20 protein-coding genes and 1 riboswitch are annotated in these 19,268 nt (G+C 46.3%); of the genes, 17 read left to right on the forward strand and 3 right to left on the reverse strand.

Features of this window, described 5'->3' with window-relative positions; translation table 11 throughout:
* Positions 1-471: 471 nt before the first annotated feature.
* The 6 genes from QMA13_RS05805 to QMA13_RS05830 all read left to right on the forward strand — a co-directional run bounded on the left by QMA13_RS05805 (position 472) and on the right by QMA13_RS05830 (position 7,290).
* Entirely contained in the window at positions 472-714 is a 243-nt protein-coding gene (locus QMA13_RS05805) for a hypothetical protein (RefSeq protein WP_282940138.1), read from the forward strand.
* 87 nt (positions 715-801) lie between these two features.
* Positions 802-1,995: an ABC transporter substrate-binding protein gene (locus QMA13_RS05810; RefSeq protein ID WP_282940140.1), complete on the forward strand. Its 1,194-nt coding sequence runs from the start codon at positions 802-804 to the stop codon at positions 1,993-1,995.
* Positions 1,996-2,033: 38 nt separating this feature from the next.
* Complete coding sequence (locus tag QMA13_RS05815) at positions 2,034-2,663, forward strand: helix-turn-helix transcriptional regulator (protein ID WP_282940142.1); 630 nt, start codon at positions 2,034-2,036, stop codon at positions 2,661-2,663.
* A gap of 324 nt (positions 2,664-2,987) precedes the next feature.
* Positions 2,988-4,175 carry an ABC transporter substrate-binding protein gene (locus tag QMA13_RS05820; protein WP_282940144.1) on the forward strand — a complete coding sequence of 396 codons (1,188 nt, stop codon included), beginning with the start codon at positions 2,988-2,990 and terminating at the stop codon, positions 4,173-4,175.
* Between the two features lie 42 nt (positions 4,176-4,217).
* Positions 4,218-6,077, forward strand: a complete 1,860-nt coding sequence (locus QMA13_RS05825) for an ABC transporter permease (RefSeq protein WP_282940145.1) — start codon at positions 4,218-4,220, stop codon at positions 6,075-6,077.
* 1 nt (position 6,078) lies between these two features.
* Positions 6,079-7,290, forward strand: a complete 1,212-nt coding sequence (locus tag QMA13_RS05830; protein ID WP_282943271.1) for an ABC transporter ATP-binding protein — start codon at positions 6,079-6,081, stop codon at positions 7,288-7,290.
* Here QMA13_RS05830 and QMA13_RS05835 read toward each other — a convergent pair.
* The gene (locus QMA13_RS05835; RefSeq protein WP_282940147.1) at positions 7,275-8,111 is read right to left on the reverse strand and encodes a MurR/RpiR family transcriptional regulator; all 837 of its coding nucleotides are present in this window, start codon (positions 8,109-8,111) and stop codon (positions 7,275-7,277) included. The two genes, QMA13_RS05830 and QMA13_RS05835, sit on opposite strands and share 16 nt — an antisense overlap.
* Before the next feature lie 114 nt (positions 8,112-8,225).
* Here QMA13_RS05835 and QMA13_RS05840 point away from each other — a divergent pair, with 114 nt between their 5' ends.
* Positions 8,226-8,996, forward strand: a complete 771-nt coding sequence (locus QMA13_RS05840) for a PHP-associated domain-containing protein (protein ID WP_282940149.1) — start codon at positions 8,226-8,228, stop codon at positions 8,994-8,996.
* Positions 8,997-9,072: 76 nt separating this feature from the next.
* Here the strand turns inward: QMA13_RS05840 and QMA13_RS05845 are convergent, their stop codons facing one another.
* Positions 9,073-9,645, reverse strand: coding sequence for a TetR/AcrR family transcriptional regulator (locus QMA13_RS05845; RefSeq protein WP_282940151.1), 573 nt, complete (start codon positions 9,643-9,645; stop codon positions 9,073-9,075).
* A gap of 168 nt (positions 9,646-9,813) precedes the next feature.
* Here QMA13_RS05845 and QMA13_RS05850 point away from each other — a divergent pair, with 168 nt between their 5' ends.
* The 4 genes from QMA13_RS05850 (at position 9,814) to QMA13_RS05865 (ending at position 13,658) form a co-directional block, all read left to right on the forward strand.
* Complete coding sequence (locus QMA13_RS05850; RefSeq protein WP_282940153.1) at positions 9,814-11,478, forward strand: MFS transporter; 1,665 nt, start codon at positions 9,814-9,816, stop codon at positions 11,476-11,478.
* 139 nt (positions 11,479-11,617) lie between these two features.
* Positions 11,618-12,259: a nucleoside/nucleotide kinase family protein gene (locus QMA13_RS05855; RefSeq protein ID WP_282940155.1), complete on the forward strand. Its 642-nt coding sequence runs from the start codon at positions 11,618-11,620 to the stop codon at positions 12,257-12,259.
* 107 nt (positions 12,260-12,366) lie between these two features.
* A complete protein-coding gene (locus QMA13_RS05860) occupies positions 12,367-13,122 on the forward strand; it encodes a metallophosphoesterase family protein (protein ID WP_282940157.1) in 756 nt (251 codons plus the stop codon).
* Complete coding sequence (locus QMA13_RS05865; protein ID WP_282940159.1) at positions 13,119-13,658, forward strand: histidine phosphatase family protein; 540 nt, start codon at positions 13,119-13,121, stop codon at positions 13,656-13,658. Before QMA13_RS05860 ends, QMA13_RS05865 begins: the two co-directional genes overlap by 4 nt.
* Before the next feature lie 73 nt (positions 13,659-13,731).
* On the opposite strand, the gene QMA13_RS05870 is transcribed toward QMA13_RS05865, so the two are convergent.
* Positions 13,732-14,574: a C40 family peptidase gene (locus tag QMA13_RS05870; RefSeq protein WP_282940160.1), complete on the reverse strand. Its 843-nt coding sequence runs from the start codon at positions 14,572-14,574 to the stop codon at positions 13,732-13,734.
* A gap of 3 nt (positions 14,575-14,577) precedes the next feature.
* Positions 14,578-14,728, reverse strand: a riboswitch (cyclic di-AMP (ydaO/yuaA leader).
* A gap of 311 nt (positions 14,729-15,039) precedes the next feature.
* On the opposite strand from QMA13_RS05870, the gene QMA13_RS05875 reads away from it, so the two are divergent.
* The 6 genes from QMA13_RS05875 (at position 15,040) to QMA13_RS05895 (ending at position 19,205) form a co-directional block, all read left to right on the forward strand.
* The gene (locus QMA13_RS05875; RefSeq protein ID WP_282940161.1) at positions 15,040-16,023 is read left to right on the forward strand and encodes an aldo/keto reductase; all 984 of its coding nucleotides are present in this window, start codon (positions 15,040-15,042) and stop codon (positions 16,021-16,023) included.
* 244 nt (positions 16,024-16,267) lie between these two features.
* The gene (locus QMA13_RS36520; protein ID WP_481858203.1) at positions 16,268-16,447 is read left to right on the forward strand and encodes an NUDIX domain-containing protein; all 180 of its coding nucleotides are present in this window, start codon (positions 16,268-16,270) and stop codon (positions 16,445-16,447) included.
* A 46-nt stretch (positions 16,448-16,493) separates the two neighbouring features.
* Positions 16,494-16,703 (forward strand): NUDIX hydrolase, encoded by a 210-nt coding sequence (locus tag QMA13_RS05880; protein WP_282940163.1) that lies wholly within the window; start codon positions 16,494-16,496, stop codon positions 16,701-16,703.
* 100 nt (positions 16,704-16,803) lie between these two features.
* On the forward strand, positions 16,804-17,091 hold the full coding sequence (locus tag QMA13_RS05885; RefSeq protein WP_282940165.1) for a nucleotidyltransferase domain-containing protein: 288 nt from the start codon (positions 16,804-16,806) through the stop codon (positions 17,089-17,091).
* A gap of 461 nt (positions 17,092-17,552) precedes the next feature.
* Entirely contained in the window at positions 17,553-18,371 is an 819-nt protein-coding gene (locus tag QMA13_RS05890) for an ADP-ribosylglycohydrolase family protein (RefSeq protein ID WP_282940167.1), read from the forward strand.
* A gap of 57 nt (positions 18,372-18,428) precedes the next feature.
* Entirely contained in the window at positions 18,429-19,205 is a 777-nt protein-coding gene (locus QMA13_RS05895) for an aminoglycoside 6-adenylyltransferase (RefSeq protein WP_282940169.1), read from the forward strand.
* Positions 19,206-19,268 lie beyond the last annotated feature (63 nt).

The following is a 19,268-nucleotide window of genomic DNA, read 5'->3' on the forward strand; positions in this document are numbered from 1 at the left end:
ATGAATCGTAATTTGTAACGAGTAAAAGCCGGTACGCCAGATGGTGTGCCGGCTTTTTAGACGTTATAGCGTTATTAATGTCGGGGCTCCCCACGAGTCTGTCGAAAAACCTGATTGTTGAAAAGCCTAGTTTTGCGGGAAGTTTTGCTAAATACGGAGGTGGGGTATGCCCCAGAGGAGTTTACGTCCGCCTTTGAAGCCCGTGAATATACCACTAAATCTGATCTAATTCACGGGTTTCAACAGCGGCTGGAGGAGCATATCCCACCGGAGATATTAGCAATGGTTCAAGCCTCTTAGGTTTCTCTACAGATTAGCCTACTTTGTGGGGTCATTTTGCTAGTTAGCTATGGCTACGACTTTATAGGCCCGAATGGAGTCTAACATTCCTACCGGAGGTATTGGATTATTATGGTAAAATAGTAGACATCGAGGAGGCTGGAGTTTTTGCATTAGGAAGGGGAGAACGGGATGAATAAATTTTTTCAAGGTATTGGTGTCCTATTTACTATCATTGCCGGTATATTGTACACAGTAGAACGTTTGGGCTACTGGATTGCCATTGGATTATCATCCGGAGGCTACGCTGTCCATTCAGGTAACGGATCCTTCAGCTCTCCTCAAGTAGATTTTACGGATAACCCTTTTGTTGTTATTTTCTTAATACTGGGTATTGTCATGTTTTTATATGGTATAAAACGGAAATTACCCTAAACGGACTAAACAGTTGGACACGATATGTCAGGGTACTCCCTTTATACTGAGGGTGTAAGTCAAACCAATCAAGGAGGGAATATCCCAATGCAAATTCGTATCGCAACACACGACGAGCATCGAATGGCCGTCATTCAAGAAGCGGTGAAGCAATTTCGCAAGGAGCATCCGGATGTCAGCGTTATTCTAGAGATGCTTCCGGATAAGACGTGGATGAGGGAGAAGCTGATGGAGATGCTCCAGAGCGGCAACGGTCCTGATATTGTGGAATGGGAAGACGCAAACATAGCGCAATGTCTTGAGGGAGGCTTGTTGTCCGATTTGTCCGAATTCATTGTACGTGATCAAGTCGATCTTGACGATTATTATCCGTGCATCCGTAACGCAATAACAGACCAGGGCAGGGTAGGGGCGCTGCCGGTGATGACGGAAACGATCGGTGTCTTTTACAATAAGGAGCATTTTGACGAAGCGGGGCTGCCTTATCCGCAGGAGGGATGGACGTGGGATGAATTTACAGCTACCGCGACGCAGCTGACACGGACCGACGAGCAAGGAAATATTGTACGCCATGGCGTGTTCACAAGCTTTGGCCATATGCTCTGCATCGAGCCGGTTGTCTGGAACAACGGAGGGGCATTTCTGTCTGAGGATGGAAGGACGTTAGACGGTTATTTAAACCAACCGGCCACGATAGAAGCCTTCGAACAGTACTTGAGCCTGATTGATAAAGGAATTTCTCCAAGAATAGGCGTGGGGCAGCAATCCTGGATAGATTGCTTCATTCACGGCAAAATGTCCATGTATATGGATGCGAATTGGGCAATCAAACCGATGTCGCAAGCACAAAAGGACAAATTCGGGGTTGTCGGCTTTCCGTCGAACAAGATTCAGCCGAAAGCCAACCTTTTTCAAGTCTATGGCTATGGAATTTCACCACAATGTGCCCATAAGGAGCTGGCATGGTCGTTTTTGCGTAAGCTTGCTTTACCGGGTACCGGAGTCGATAAGCTATGGGCGGTTATTAATCTTGCCGTATCCAAAACGACAGCGATCCAAAGCGGGCAGGCGGCAGATCCATTATATATCCCATTTCTGGAGGAACTGAAATATGGCCGAAAGAGCGCCTATCAATGGCTGAATATGATTCCGACTTTCCATCACAGAAAAACATTTGATACGATGCGCCATGCATCCGATGTGAAGCGGGTACTGCAAGAAACAGTCGATAGAACACCGGTCTTACAGCCCCTTGACCCTCACTCGCTTCTTGGCTGGTAGCTGGATAACATGACGCAAATGGAGTTGATAACGGTACCATGAGCAACATGCATCGGATCCTATGGTTCGACGAACGAATCCGCGCCAAGCGTTACCCGAATGCCAAGGATTTGGCGGAGCAGTTTGAAATATCCGTTCGCCAAGCGGGACGCGACATTGAGTACATGCAAAGCTCGCTCCGCGCACCGATATCATATAATGCCAAGCATCGCGGCTACGAATATGAGGATGCGGCTTATATTTTGCCTTCGGTATTTTTAACGGAGACGGATGTCCGAATTCTTAGCTTTTTAATCTACAAGTATGAGGAAGCAGCACAGTCTATGGGGTATATCGAAGGATTGGACCGGGTCGTGCAGACGCTTAAACGATTCGTTCCCTATCAGCCCGAAGAAAGTGACATTCCAATATTTTATGTGGATACGCAACAAGCGAATATGAAGCATAGTATCGATCAGGCGATCAAGCAGAATCAGAAGCTTCAGATTACGTATCAGGAGGGGGAAGAGGAGTACACGGTTCTCATTCACCCATATCGAATATTCACTCAGTCGTCTCAACTGTACGTCATTGCATTTTGCGAGCAATCGGGCGAGGTGGAATATTATGCTCTTGAACAAATGACAAATATTGCTTTAACAGGAGCAGCATATAGCATGATGAAATAGTGGCGTTCCCCTTATGGACATGACAGATCGTTGTCCTGAAGGGGGACGCCTATTTTTTTGATGAGATTGATTCTCTGTGAGCGGCTTTGCCACATATAGTCGCTCATGATAGTTCCGTCCATCAGTATGCGGATCTGAGAGATCAGTTTCCCAGCGAGGGGCTGTTGACAATTATGCAGAACTGCAAGCTGTTTATCGAAATGTAAATTTTATTACATATAAATTATAATGTAAAAAAATTAACAATAAAGAAACATTGGCTTTACATTCCGATAATAAATGATCCCTATACTGACAATATCCAAGAAAACGGAGGTCATACTCATGATGAAGTCGTTCAAAGGAAAGACCAGCAGTGCCTTAATGGTTTCGAGCTTGTTGTTGATGTCCTTAGGTTTATCTGCTTGTGGCGGGGCATCCGCTCCAGCTGTCAGCGGTACAGCAGCTGTTAAGCCAACAGCCACCGCACCTGTAGAGAAGCCCGAAGACTTGTATGAGAAGGCGAAAAAGGAAGGGAAGGTTGTTGTTTATTCCACTTCCGGCCGCGCGAATGATGTGAAGAAATCGTTTGAAGCCAAATACCCTGGCATTACGGTAGAAGTGTTCAAAATCAAATCGAACGACATGCTGGACAAGCTGACCAGGGAGCAGGATGCAGGCTTGTATAATGCCGATGTGATCATTACGAAGGAAGTCAGCGGCGCGGTGGAGGAAGAGATGGTGAAGCCGGGCCGGATCTATAAATATTTGCCGGATGATATCGCTCAGCATGTCGAAGAGCCTTTCCGAACGCAATCCCCGGGCTACGCTAATTATGTAGAGATGCGCAGTCTCTATTACAACACGGAAGCTTATGCGAAGCCTCCAATCACGAACTGGTGGGACTTAACGACGCCGGAGTGGAAAGGAAAGGTGTATACAGCGGATCCGCTCAGCTCCCCGGCCTTTATGGATTTGTTTACAGCAATGGCCATCAATAGTGATGATATGAAAAAAGCATACAAGGATAAGTTTGGTAAGGAGATTGAACTTACCGGCACAGAAAATGCAGGCTATGAATTCATTAAACGGTTGATGGGCAATGGGCTTATTGTTCTCAAGGGCAGCGGTGATGTGCTCGAGGCAATTGGTAAAGCAGGAACGAAGAGTCCTGCAGTTGGTATTGCGGTTTCGGGCGATATGAGCACAGTGGAAGAGGAGGGCTTGAAGGTAGCGCCTATGTTTGACGTACTTCCTAAAGCTTCCGTACCAGATGCAGGCTACTTATATATGGTGAACAAAGCCCCGCATGAAAATGCCGGCAAGCTGCTGATGCGCTGGATGATGGGCGAGGCTGACGGCAAAGGGGAAGGGCTCGTGCCGTTTAATCAGCTTGGAGCATGGGTTCCGCGGACAGATGTAAAAACGGTTAACGCGTTTCCTTTTGAAAAATTGAACATGTGGGCATACGATTCGCAAGCCTTTTATAAAAACTCGACAAAGGTCCGTGATTTTTGGATCAAACTGAAATAAACCGGCTTACATTATTGCTTTAACGGAGAGGGGATTGCTTCAGTGTCTTACAGCAAGCATACGGTATCGGAACCAAGAGAAGGGGCGGGAGCCCGGATGATGTTGACTCGCGTTAGAAACAAAGGGAAAGGCATGCTGGTCAATCCAGTCTTCTGGATCGGTCTCCTGGCCCTCCTCTTCCTTGCTTATACCATTGTGCTTCCGATGGTTGAGATCATCAAAACCACGCTGCTGTGGGCACCGCAGGATGTTAGGGTATCACCGGATGCGAAGCCGGGGAGCTTCACCTGGTTCCACTGGATCCGGGTGCTCTCTAGTGAAATGAGCTCGTCAATGTTCTATAAGCCGATGCTGAACTCCTTATGTGTCGGTATTACGGTATCAGGCTTGTCCATGCTGCTCGGCACGGGACTAGCCTGGCTGGTTACGCGCAGCGACATTCCGCTGAAGAAAACGATCGCATTTCTGGCGATCATTCCTTATATGCTGCCTTCCTGGATTTTTTCCTTGGCATGGTTAACCGTGTTCAAAAATAAAAAAATCGGCGGCAGCGACGGCCTGCTTCAATCGTTGTTCCATATCAATCCGCCGGATTGGCTGTCTTACGGATTTGTTCCTGTAGTTGCCTCGCTTACGGTGCATGACAGCGTCTATTTTTATCTGCTGGTTGGTGTAGCGCTCAGCACGATGAACAGTCAGTTGGAGGAGTCCGCAGGGATTCTCGGGGCTAACCGTATGACGATTATCCGGCGGATTACGCTGCCGCTCGTATTGCCTGCCATTTTGTCGGCTTTTATCCTGACTTTTACGAAGGCGATGGGCTCTTTCGGCCCGCCGGCACTGCTCGGTCTGCCAGTGAACTATTATACGATTTCAACCATGCTGTACAGCAGTATGCGCAACCGGATGATTACGGAAGCGTACGTGCTCGGCCTGATCCTTATCGTCATCTCCATGGTTACTATCTACTTTAACCAAAAAATGATTGGACGCCGCAAAAGCTTCGTAACGGTAGGCGGCAAGGATGGCAAAAAGTCGCTCGCCCAGCTCGGGAAGTGGAGACTGCCCGCCGCAGGCTTGACAATGCTGTTTATGGCCGTCATTGCTATTTTCCCGCTTATTTTGCTGGTGTGGCAAACCTTTATGCTGAAGGACGGCGACTACAGCCTCAGCAATTTGACGCTTCATTATTGGAACGGCGATTCCAACCCAAAAATCGCTTCCGGTGAAGTGGGTATTTTCAAAAATGAGGGCATTTGGCTGGCCTTGAAAAATTCAGTCACTATCGCCTTGGCTGCTTCTATTATGGCGGCTGTGTTTGGTTTGCTGCTCGGGTATCTCATTTCCCGCGGCAGAAAGAAGCAGAGGCTGCTATCTGGATTCATTGAGCAGGTCGCTTTTTTCCCTTATTTGATTCCGGGAATATCGCTATCCGCCATATTCATCTCCATGTTCGCGAAGCCGACCCTCCTGCTCCCTGCGTTATACGGGACGCTCAGCCTGCTTATTCTGATTACGCTGGTCAAGGAACTGCCTTTCGCTACCCGGGCGGGCAGCAGCGCGATGATGCAGATCGGGGGAGAGCTGGAGGAGGCTGCGATGATCCAAGGGGCAGGTTGGTTTCGGCGGTTCATGAGAATTTTGCTTCCTCTCACCCGCAAGAGCTTGATCAGCAGCTTTTTGCTTGTCTTTGTCGGGGCGATGAAGGAGATGGATCTGATCATCCTGCTCATTACTCCTAAGACGGGAACGCTGACCACACTGACATTTTGGTATGCGGAGAAGGGATATTTCCAGTTCACGGATGCGTTGATTCTTATCATTATTGTAATCATTATGGTCGTGTACTTTCTCGCAACGAAGCTCGGGAAGGCCGATTTGACGAGAGGGATAGGTGGCTGACATGGGACTCATTGAGCTTAAGCAAGTAAGCAAAACGTTCGACGGCAATCTGGTACTCAAAAGCTTGGATCTTCAGGTAGAGGAAGGTGATTTCATGACCTTCCTTGGCCCTTCCGGCTGCGGGAAGACCACAACACTGCGGATGATAGCAGGACTAGAACATCCCGAAAACGGTCTGATCTATATCGACGGGAAGCAGGTAGATGACGGCGCTGTAGGCTATCATAAAGCTTCATCTGACCGGGGGCTCAGCCTAGTCTTTCAAAGCTATGCGCTCTGGCCTCATATGAGCGTATTCGATAATGTGGCGTTCGGTCTGACGTTGACGAAGCAGTCCAAAGCGGTCATCCGCTCGAAGGTTGAGGGGGCGCTGGAGAAGATGCGTATCCTTAATCTCGCCGACCGCTATCCTTCCGAGCTGTCGGGGGGCCAGCAGCAGAGGGTTGCAATTGCCCGGGCCATTGTGACCGAGCCGCGCATCCTACTGCTGGATGAGCCGTTGTCTAATCTCGACGCTAAGCTGAGAATGGAGATGCGCTCCGAGCTGAAGCGGCTTCACCGCGAGCTAAAAACAACGATTATCTACGTCACGCATGACCAGGTCGAGGCGCTGACGTTATCAACGAAGATTGCCGTGTTTTTCCAGGGGGAGCTTGTGCAGGTGGATACACCGAAGGAGCTGTATCGCAATCCTGCGACCCTTCAGGTGGCCGACTTTATTGGCAATCCAAGCATCAACTTCGTGAAGGCTGTCCCTGTCGGTTCGCTGAAGGACGGGAAGCTGATGACGAGCTCAGGCTTGGGTCGCTTAGAGGTATCCTGCGAGTCGTTGGCCTCAGGAAAGGAACTGATGCTTGCGTTACGACCGGAGGATATCACGGTAGGGCCTGCTCCTCAGGCGAACGGGATTCGCTGTTCTGTCACTTCTGTATTTCCGGCTGGATCAGAAACCTTGCTGCAGCTCCAGACGGGAGATGTGCAGCTGATGGCGAAGCTGCTCGGCCAAGCGGAGCTGGATTTGAACAGCGAGGTGTGGATTACGATTCCTCTGGAGAAGGTCAATGTATACGATGCGGGAAGCGGAAGTCTACTATCCAGATACAGCAGCCCATCCGCAGAGGAACAGCAGAAATCGTCTATGCTGAATTCATCCGAAGGGACTGCCGAGAAAGCGGAAGCGGATTGGAAGGAACCGGCTTATTTAGGGAGATAGGCGGAGTATTGCTTGCGTAGAGCGTTGAACTGCTCGAGATTTTTCAATGTGGCTTCTTTATTGTTCATTCCTACAGCTACAATGAGGCTCTCTACCAGGGCGGTAGGGGCGACCATGGAATGGAATTCCCACATCTGACCGCGGAATGCATACAAGCTCAGGTCCGCATTGGCAAGCATGTCCGAGACGAGTACATCGGTGATCAGAATCGAAGTACAGCCGATACTCTTGGCGCGTTCGAGCAGCACTTTGATTTCTTGATTCATATTAACGAAGCCAAAAATAATGACGACATCGCCTTGCTGAAGCAGCGGCAAATATTCGTACAGCTCGCGTCCGCTCTTAGGCAGCGATTGTATGGCATAGCCAAAACGCATAAGCCGGAACCGAAGCAGGCTGCCGAGGCCTTCCGACGGGCCAGGAGCGTATACGTACAAATGCCGGGCAGCATTGATGGCTTCGACAGCGAGCTGGAAGTGTTCTCGTGACAGCTCCGCGGCAGTTTCGTTCAAATATTGAACACCGAGCTCCATCATATTGCCGGGCAAGTCGTCCGCTTCTACTTTGTTCAACATGTTGCGCATTTTATTGGCAGGGGAAACATCTCGTTCTTCCATTAAGGCGAGCTTGAAATCCTTAAGGTTTTTGTAACCGACCGCTTTCCAGAAGCGGGAGACGGATGCAATACTGATTTGCAGCTCCGTGGCGATGTCCTGCTCGGTTAGCAGCGGCATTCTGGCGCTATTCTTCTCTATAAAATCGGCTATTTTTTTCTGGTTGGAGGATAGTTCGGCTAGATTCCACTCGAATTTCTTTTCCATGCTCGGGCAGGCTCCTTTATTATGCCTTTATCGACGATTTCCTTTAATACACTTATTGCCTATTATACTTGAAAGCTAGTTTAATTGTAATCTAACAACCGGGGAGAGACTGTCATGATTATTGATTTTCACACACATATGAAATTAACCAAAAAAGTAACCTTTTCGCTGGACTATTTCCGCAATTCCATTGAAGAAGCACGGGCTAACGGGCTGACGGCGATTACGCTGACGGAGCATTTTAATACGCTGCGTTTTACCGATATGTATGATGCCTTGGATAAGGAGTATACGTATCAGGGAGATCATTACGATGTGGACGGCTTCAAGGTGTTCTCTGGAATGGAAATCGATGTAGCGGAGGGCGGGCATATCTTGTTTGTGGGTAATATGAGGGCCATTCGTGAAATTCGTGAGCAGCTGAACGGCCATGAGGTTGAAGGACAGTTCATTTCCTTGGAAAATCTGTTCCGTCTTGGAGAGTCCTATGAGCTGCTCAAAACTGGAGCACACCCATTCCGCGAATCCAATCCGCTCCACCATGTTTCTGCTGAGCTGCTGCAGCAATTTGACAGCTTCGATATGAACGGCAAGGATTTGTACAAATACGGTGTCGATACGATGAGCGAGCAGGTTCTGAAATTCGGGGCACAGTTTGGAGTTCCGGTTGTAGGGGGGAGCGATACGCATCATCCGATGCAGTTCGGGTGTGTGGTGAACCACTTGGATGCGGAATGCTCGACGGTCGCGGAGTTAAAACATTGCATTCAGCAGGGGAAATCTCGCATCGAAATCTCGCCTTGCCTGACAACCAAGGTAAAGGCTGCTAATATGATTAAAAAAATGCTCAAAGCCAACCTAGAGCCAGGCGCAGTCCTTAATTAATTGCTGCACTCTATTTGGAGACGAGGAACATCGCCCCTTGCTAGTCTACAGACTGAAAGGGGCGATGTTTTTTTCTTCATCCCAAGAATTGATCCTCTATGATCCGCTTTGCCGCACTTAGGAAATGTTCTGGATGGAAGGAATCCTTATCGATATAGGCGCTCATAATAGCTCCATCACTTAAAATGCGGATCTGTGAAGCTAGCTCGGCCGGATTTCGTGCGTGACCTTCCCGCGCTATTTCCTCCACCTTATCCCAAGTCCGATGTCGGTTATCAACGGCTGATCGGTGCCCCGGATGCTCCAAATCCGGAAACTCCACGATTGCGTTCATAAACGGACATCCGCGAAATCCTGGAGCCTTCATCCGTTCAACCAATTCATCAAGAATAGCGTATAACTGATCTTTAGGTGAGTTAGGATGAAGCCGTTTTGCTTCTTCAATCGCTTCCGTTCTCTTGCCGTGTCTTTTCTCCAAGTAAGCAACGATAAGACTATCCTTTGTCGGGAAATTGCGGTAAAAGCTCGCCTTGGCAACTCCGGATTCTTCAATAATTCGGTCGATCCCGACAGCACGGACCCCTTCTTTGTAAAACAATTCAGAAGCGACTCGTAAAATTCGTTCTTTCGCGGACTCTTTCTTTTCCATTGTGATCACCCAATTCCAAATGTAAGGAAAAAATCTTGTTGACATGAGACAGATCTGTCTGTATCATACGAAACATTGATGGATGAGACAGTTCTGTCTCGTTTATTTTAATCGAGGTTCCCTGCGTATGTCAATGTTCCCAGGGTGCGCTAAGGAGGAAAAAAATTTATGTCCCAAGCAGCACATAGTTCACTTAATCCTCAACAGGTGGAGGTGAAAGCTCTTCAACGTCCTCGCCTAATGTTAGCCGTCATGCTGCTATCGGTCTTTATGGCGGTGGCTAATATTTTTATCGTCAATGTGGCGACGCCTTCAATTCAGCGCGGTCTTCACGCCGATTTCTTCGGGGTCCAATTCGTTATCTCGGCTTATACACTTTCCTATGCAATTGCTCTAATTATCGGCGGCAGACTTGGCGACCGGTTTGGGAGGAGAAACATGCTGCTTGTTGGCGTCGCTGGCTTTACGATCAGCTCCTTGCTGTGCGGGTTATCAAGCGGAGTCGGCATGCTCACCGTCATACGGATCGTGCAAGGCTTGAGCGCAGCGATGATCTCGCCGCAAATTTTATCGCTTATCCAGGCCCAATATGCACCGGAGAAGAGAGGCAAAATATTCGGCCTTTACGGTGCAGCCCAAGGGATTGCCGCCTCGACGGGGCAATTGATCGGAGGATTACTGCTTTTCTGGAACCCTTGGGGTCTTGAATGGAGAATGGTATTCTTCTTTAGTGTACCGATAGGCATAGCCTTATTATGTATGATCCCTTTCATTGCGGAATCCAAGGAAAAGGTTCAAACGAAACCGGATTGGATTGGTGCTGCATTAGTCGCCGTCGGTTTATTCCTACTAGTGTACCCGCTAGTTCAAGGACAAAAAGAAGGCTGGCCGCTTATACTGATCCTCAGCTTGCTCTTGTCTATTCCTGTGCTGGTCCTCTTCGTATGGGTTCAGAAAAGACTTTTGCGCCGAAACGGCGACCCATTCATGAACGTGAATTTGTTCAAGCAACGGGGCTTTGGAATGGGCATGCTTATCGTTTTTTTGCTCATGTCGTCCCAAGCCAGTTTCTTCTTAATCTCAGCTTATTTGTTTCAAATTGGGCTCGGATTTTCTCCGCTTAAAGCCGGAGCGGTCATTCTGCCAATGGGTTTAGGCTATTTCCTAGCCTCATTATTATCAGCGCGGGTAGCCTTGAAGCTAGGCTCGCACGTTCTGACCGTTGGCTCTGTGCTGACAGCGGCAGGCTATTTACTTTTAGCTATTACCGTACGAGGAACAGGAATATCACCGGATATTTATGTGTGGATTCCTGCATTGGCTATACTTGGTCTAGGTCAGGGCTTCATTGCCGCACCGCTTACGAATGTCGTTCTTTCCAAGGTGAAGAAGCAGGATATTGGCTCCGCATCGGGGATATTAACGACCGGGATGCAGGTAGCCTATGCGATTGGAATTGCTCTTATTGGTATCGTCTGGCTGAACTCGCTTAGTCATAATGCGGATAAGGCGATCGTACAGACTGAATTGCAAATGCGTCAGCAATTGACTGCATATGCGCCTTTGACGACGGAGCAGAGTGACGCCGCACTTGCCAAATTCCAATTGTGTTATCCCCAAATGATAAGCGCTCATCCCTCCATGTCGCCTAGTTGCACAGAGGATGCTGCTTCCGTTACCAATCAAGCCAAGAAGCTATATGCGGACGGAGTCCGGCAAGCGAATGCGCGGAGCTACACGGAAGCGTTCATCTTCTGTCTGTACGTGCTTGCGGCTTATACCGTTTTTTTACTACCTTTATCGTTAACGTTGGCCAGAAAAAATAGGTCTTAAAATAGCTTTTTAAATGAGGAGATCTCAGAAGAGGTCTCTTTTTTTGTGCACTTGGAAGTTAATTATTGTAAAATCAATCAAACTATGATATCCTGACTTAATTTTTATTTCCCAAATATAGGAAAGTGAGCAGTTTCAGATGCCAATTATTTGCCTTGAAGGCACCAGCGCGGTGGGTAAGACAACAACATGTAGGATGTTTGCAGAAAAATATGATGCGTATGTAGTTGAAGAAACTCATTTCCTTTTTAACCGACCAACGAATATGCAGGGTGCTCAGCTTGTTGATTGGTATCTTGATTGTCAAATAAAGCGATGGCATATAGCATTGGAGAAAAGTAAGGAGCATCCATATGTTTTATTGGACGGAGATGTTTTTAAGCTTTGGTATGATTGGGTTTATGGGCTGGACGATAAGCAGTTTGAATATGAATCCAATTATTTTCGGAAAAAGTTAGTCTCAGGAGAGCTGGCGTTTCCTCATGCCTACGTACTTTTATGGTCAGAGGAGCCAGAACTTAGAAAACGGAAGGAAGCTGACAAAACAAGAGGAAGAGGTTCATTTGAAAAGCATCTTAAGCTTGTGGAGCCTCAAATCAAATTTTTTACAGCACTCAATGAGGTCGTCCCTAATTATGTGGGAATACATAAAGCGGTAACTGTTGAAGAAAATGTCCTCTATACCAAGAAACACGTAGGAAATTCGCCAGGTGTTATGAGGGAAGTGAGCCTGGCTCTTTTTGATTTTATGGTTGAATATTTAAGGAAGACACAACCTTGAGGACTTTGTTAGCTTTTGTGAAACCACTCTCAAAATAATACTACCCTTCTATTCAAGTTATAAATTACAATAATTGTTATTATCATACATAGAAATGGAGGAAGAACATGAAATTAGCCGTAATTTCGGACACGCATGGGAATGCAACTGCTTTTGAAGCGGTAATAGATGATCTTAAGCAACAAAGTCCTGATGCCATAGTATTCCTCGGTGACGTTGGTATGCGGGGACCGGAACCCCAAGAATGTATAGATTTATTAAAGTCGTTAGAACCGTTAGCGATAATAAGAGGCAATCACGACGATAAATTTACAAGATTCCCGAAGCCGGGCTGGCAGCCTGATAATTATAAAAAAGAATTGCTCTTACGTTCTTTTGAATACGATTGTGCAAAAATATTAAGCGCTGATCAGCTTTGGTTGTCTAATTGGCCTAAAGAGTTTTGCTATGAGTTTGAAGGGGTAGCAACTGAAATGTATCATGCAACTCCAAGCTCGCTAGTGGGCGTTGTATATCCTTGGGCAACTTTGGACGAGCTTGACACTTTACATCAAAATGAGCGGACTAAACTAGTGCTGCATGGTCACATTCATCATGCTTATGTTAGGCAATGTCGCGGACGAACGGTGGTTAACTGCGGTAGCATTGGCCTACCTTTTGACGGAGATAACAGAGCGAGCTATGCTGTTGTAGATTTTAATAGAAAGGATATAGCGGTTCAGCTAAGAAGGGTTTCTTATGATATTGAAAAGGCGATTCTCATAGCAAAAGAACGAAACATGCCCGATGTAGAATCATTCGAATATGCACTCAGGGTTGCAAAATATCCTTATGATTCTGCAGTAGGGAAGGTGTCATCATGATTTATGTCATTAGACACGGGCAAACCGACCTGAACAAAGAAGGCAGGTTGCAAGGAAGACAGGGGCTGCCTCTGAATGAACACGGCATAAAGCAAGCGGAAGGTTTAAGAGACAATCTTCATAACATAAAGTTCGATTATGCATTCTCCTCTCCTCAGGAAAGAGCTGTTCAAACAGCAGAAATTGCAGCAGGTATAACAGTAACAGTGGACGAAAGACTGAATGTTTTTGATTTAGGTGAAGCTGACAGGTTAAAAAAAGGCGAAGTAATATTGAATGGCGCAGTTCCCGATTCTAGCATTTATAAAAATGTCGAGGAAATCCAAGCTTTCATTCAAAGAGTTTTTCATTTTATGCGTGAGCTTGAAGAAAAAAACGGCCAAAGTAATGTCCATATTGCCTTATCTGGACACCGATGCACGACGGGGTGTATTGGAGCTTATTTTGAAGGAATACCTGAGGATGGGAATATTTTGAGATATTCGTCAGACAACGGACAATATAAAGTGTATCGTTTCCGTTCGACTCGTGACTGATCGGGACGTTTATTCGAAACATTAAAAAAACAGGCTGCAGAGGCAGCCTGTTGTAATCATATATTTCATTCAACTAAATGCTTTTTGCGCCAATATACCTGGCTTGCCAATAAGAGCTGTAGATAGAATCAACTTGAACCCCACGGGATGTCGTAGCTGAGATGAATTGACCGTTACCTAAGTAAATCCCGACGTGAGATATTCCGCTTTTTGAAAAGAAAACGAGATCCCCCGGTGACGGACTGGCTACAGACATTCCTGTGCTATAGTACATCGCAGTAGACGTGCGCGGTAAATCAATCCCCCGAGTTTGGGAAAATACATACCGCACGAACCCGGAGCAATCAAACCCGTTGGGCGTGCTTCCTCCCCATACATAGGGTACGCCTAGATAGCCTTGAGCGTATTGAAGCACATTATCCTGCTTCTTAGTCTTGTACCAGGCCGGAGCATGGTATTTCCCATCCGCATCCACGATGGCGATCTGATTATCGTCATCCCATTGAACTTTGTATCCGAGCGTTTCCGATATGAATCGGACCGGTACATAGATGCTTCCCTTGTCCATACCGATCAAGGAATTGACATTCACCTGTTTCCCATTGACCTGCACGAACGTATCGCCAGTCTTCAAGGATAAAGTTTGATCACCCTTTTTCATGGAGACACGAACCTCGCTGCCTTCCTGTGACCAACTGATATCGTAACCGAGCGACTCCATCAAAGGACGAAAGGGTACTTGAAGCTGAGAACGAGTATCCACGACAGGCTGTCCTTCGGGAAAATAAACGAGCGTATCATTAATCTGAATCTTGACTCCTTCGTTCAGCGCTGCTGCATGAGAATGAACTGGAGAAAGGAGTGCACAAGAAAGAAATGCATATAAACAAACCGTCTTCTTACTGAAAAACTTCAAAGCTTAATTCCTCCTATTAGCCTCCGAGGTTAGTTGACGGGTTAGGGAAGAGGTTTTCCCTTACTTGCAGGCACAAGGCATACAAATATTCACCCCAAGGAAAAATATCCCCCGTACTAGCACTTATGCTGTGCTGATTCGGCATTTTCTACTAAGAGCTGTCCATTACAATTTATTCGTGATTCAATCCATAAATAGGTGGGTAACGCAAAGAAGGTTCCCATCATTTTCCGAAAAAAAGGATAAATGCACCTTTTTATGGGCTGTTAACAAGATACATCATGGAGAGCGAAAGATAAAGGTACTTTCGACATATTTTTCAGATGGGTCTAGGACTTACTTGAAGGTAACTAAATTTCCCTTGACTTCCTATCTCACCTATTTTTGCGTACTGTTAAAAAAAGACAAGGAGCGGTATGATGAGGATTGTCAGTACCGCAGGATTAAAATAAGGAGGTATTTGTGATGGAGTACACTTATTTAGGACGTTCCGGATTAAAGGTCAGCAAGCTTTGTTTGGGAACTATGAACTTCGGTGTCGCTACGGATGAGAAGGAAGCTTATCGGATCATGGATGCAGCAGTGGATGCCGGGATCAACTTTTTTGACACGGCAAACGTCTATGGCGGGTCAGGAGAAGCACGCGGGCAAACCGAGGAGATCATCGGTCGCTGGTTCGCCCAAGGCGGAGGACGCCGCGAGAAAGTGGTACTGGCCACTAAGGTATACGGAGATATGGAAGACCCTAATGACGGGCCTAATGCGGCTCGAGGATTGTCCTCCTATAAAATACGTCGTCACTTGGACGCTTCATTAAAGCGCCTTCAAACGGACCATATTGAGTTGTACCAGATGCATCACGTGGATCGCAATGTCGTATGGGAGGAGCTCTGGGAAGCTTTCCTGGTACACATTTACCAGGGTAAAATCGGTTACGTCGGCGCCAGCAATTTTGCAGGTCGTGACTTGGTGAAGGCGCAGTATGAGGCCAAAAACCGTCATTTCCTAGGACTCGTGTCGGAGCAGCATAAATACAGCTTGCTGTGCAGATGGCCCGAGCTGGAGGTGCTGCCAGCAGCAGAAGAATTCGGCATCGGAGTTATCGCCTGGAGTCCTCTTGATGGGGGCCTGCTTGGCGGCAATGCATTGAACCCGGCTGAAGGGTCCCGCAGCGTTCGTAATCAATCGCGCGCTGAGCAGCGTCGTGATCAGTTGGAGTCGTTCAGTAAGCTGTGCAAGGAGCTTGGAGAAACCGAAGCCAATGTCGCGCTGGCCTGGACGCTGGTTCACCCGGCGATGACAGCGCCAATTATCGGGCCTCGTACGCTGGAGCAATTCCAGAGCACGCTGCGTGTCGTGGATATTCAACTGAATGAAGATGTGCTGAAGCGGTTGGATGAAATTTTCCCAGGGCCAGGTGGCGATGCGCCGAAGGCTTATGCGTGGTAAGAATGGATGACTGGCACTAACCAGTTACTTAATAGACGAGCAGGTTGCCTTATGGCAGCTTGCTCTTTTTTTACTTGGAGGCTCCTTTAAAGGACAAAGACATATAGATGGAGAAATAATTTTAACAAGAAATATATTCCAATTATATATTATTCACTTGGGAGAGATGCATCCATGTCTATACCTTGGGAGGACCACTATATTTACAAGCTACGTACCCTTGTGGATGGGAAATTGCCCATCATTGTTCCATCCATTAAGACGATCATTAAGGGATGAACAAGGCAGCATCTTATTTATTGAAAGACGGAAGCCCAATGTAAAACATACTCATTCATGGGGGTTGATAGCTGGCTCTATTGAATTGGGGGAGTCTATTTACGAATGTATGAAAAGGAAGTTAAAAGGAAGAGACGGGTCTTGATGTCTATTCAGCTACCCTTTTCGCTATTTATACTGGGGCTGAAGGTTTGACTGAGAAGGGGCAGTTGTTTGAGTTTTGTTTCATAGTCCATGAATGGGCTGGAACATTGCTGACGGAAACAGAGGAAAGCACGGATGCGAGGTTTTTTCCGCTTGATGAATTACCTTTACCTTCTGACGGTGGATTTTGGCATAAGCATAATCGTGAAGTCATCAACGATTTTATGAGATATGATGGGCAATTGATTTTGAAATAATCTATTTATTACCTTTATTTGGAATGTGGAAGGGGCGTATAATAAGGAATATGGATGAAGGAGTAAGAATGGAAATAAGCCGCATACAGGGGGAAAGCTTATGTTGATGAAGGATGAGAGCAGCGTTAATCGTTTATTTCCCTCAGATGCTATCACGATTGCACGATCTCGGTGTCAATTAAAAATATTGGATGAAATTCATGCAATATGTACATCTCTTAATACACGTTTTTGGTTACGTGGGGGATGGGCGATAGATTTTCTGCTTGGAAGGATTACAAGACCTCACGACGACATTGATTTGGTTGCATGGGTTCGGCATCGGGAAAAAATCGAGCGTTCGCTGATCGACGCTGGATTTCAATGCATACCCGTAAGCACGTCGTAGACGGATTTCCGCAAGGAAGACGTAGATATTCAATTTTGTTTTTTGACACGAGCCAGTGACGGTCGCATTGTTGCGAATGGTAAGCCACAGTGGGTGTGGAGGTCGGATGCTTTACCACTACAAAAGTTCATTCTTCATGGCAGATCAGCGTATGTTTTAAGTCCCCAGCAATTACTTGAAGAAAAAGAAGTCTACGAGCAAATAGGCAGGCTACCACGCAAAAAGGATTTGGAGAGCAAAAAGCTACTTCAGGGCATCATCAATCCCAGCTTGCTTAACTGACAGAGAAGCGCATTTAATAGGGTGCGTTTGTTTGTTTTACATATCTATACAAATCCATATTGTGGTAAAATTTAATGAGGATAATGCAGTGGAGGAGCGGCTATATGGAAGTCCTAATTCAACGTGCGACATTAGAATTTTCGGATATAGCAATGCTAAAGCTTTGGCAGAGGTGAATCATGTTAGGTGCAGTGATTGGAGATGTTATTGGTTCTGTATTTGAGTGGCATAATGTCAAAACTACTGAATTTAAACTATACGACAGGTTCACGAGATTTACCGACGATACGGTTTTAACTGTTGCAATAGCAGACGCTGTTCTGAATAGAAAGAAGCAAAATAACAAGCTTATTGATCACTATGCAAGCAAGAAATTGTATGCCATTAAGCTTAAGCAATATACAAGATGGTACCCGAATGTTGGATACGGTCAGAAGTTCGAGGAATGGGCTAAGAATAACAACTCTAAACCATACAGAAGCTATGGGAACGGATCTGCTATGAGAGTGAGCCCTATAGGTTTTGCCTACAGCACGCTTGAAGAGGTGTTAATGGAGTCCAAACTATCGGCCATAGTTACCCATAATCATAGACAAGGCGTTATTGGCGCCCAGGCTGTGGCTTGTGCAGTATATTTGGGAAGAACCCTTCAATCGAAGGACGAAATCAAATCTTTCATTCAAAATAAATTTAAATATAATCTTAGTCAAAAGCTGGATGATATAAGGCCGGCCTATGCCTTTGATCCAAGCTGTCAGGGGTCTGTTCCGCAAGCAATAATTGCATTTTTGGAGTCCTGTGATTTTGAAGATGCTATAAGGAAGGCCATATCTATTGGTGGAGATAGTGACACTATAGCCTGTATAACAGGCAGTATAGCTCATGCTTACTATAAGAAAATACCCAAAGAGATCATTTCTGAAGTGATGCTCAGACTCGATTATAAGCTAAGAGAAGTCATTGGATTATTTAATGAAAAATATAACATACCTGTCTAAGCCCGATATTCCTATATTCTGCCTTATTGACCTACTGTAGTCGAGGAGGAGCAAGCTATGACAATTACCCGTGAGACCATCATAAATGAAATGGTTTCAAATCTTGAGGGCGAAGATTTTATATTGGCTATCTGGCTGGAGGGCTCCGATGGCACTCAAAGCTTGGATGAGTACTCGGACATCGATTTGGTGTGTTATACCAGGGAAGGCTTTGTAGATAATGCCATCTCACGACTGGATGATTGTTTGGGTCGATTGGGACAACTAGATATTGCTTATGAACAGCCGGGTAGACCTGCCAATAACCGCTATAAGGTATATCATCTGTTGGAAACATCGGAACATCTATTAATTGATGTCACGGTCCAGAGCGAAAGCATGCCTGTTGCCTTTATACATGAAGACCAAACGGTTATACCTGTTGTTTTGGTAGATAAAGCAGGTATTGTGAAATATGAACATGTTGAACATGCGTCGCATGGCTCAGAATTGCGTAGACAATGGTTTCGGGCTCAAGGCATTTATAGTCAAAGAAGCCGAGCAGTGAAATATGCGCAGCGCGGACTATTTTTGGAATCATTGATTTACTACCAGAAGTTTGTTTTGCAGCCACTGGTCGATATGCTTCGCATCATCCATACTCCTTTCCAGGCGGACTGCTTCCTAGTTCATGCGTCACGGGATTTTCCTGCCGATGTGGTGCTGGCTTTGGAAAATCTATATGGGGTAAAAACCGTACAAGATATAGCTGAACGGATTCAGGTAGCAGATGATCTGTTTCGTCGAGCTGCAGCTGAGGCTGAAGCTAAACTCTCGCAGCTTTACGGTAAGTAGTATTGGTTTTCATGAATATTGCTGTGTATGATATGCAAAAAAAGATCCATAACGTGGTTATTC

Source organism: Paenibacillus sp. RC67, from assembly GCF_030020805.1.
Taxonomy (GTDB): Bacteria; Bacillota; Bacilli; order Paenibacillales; family NBRC-103111; genus Paenibacillus_S.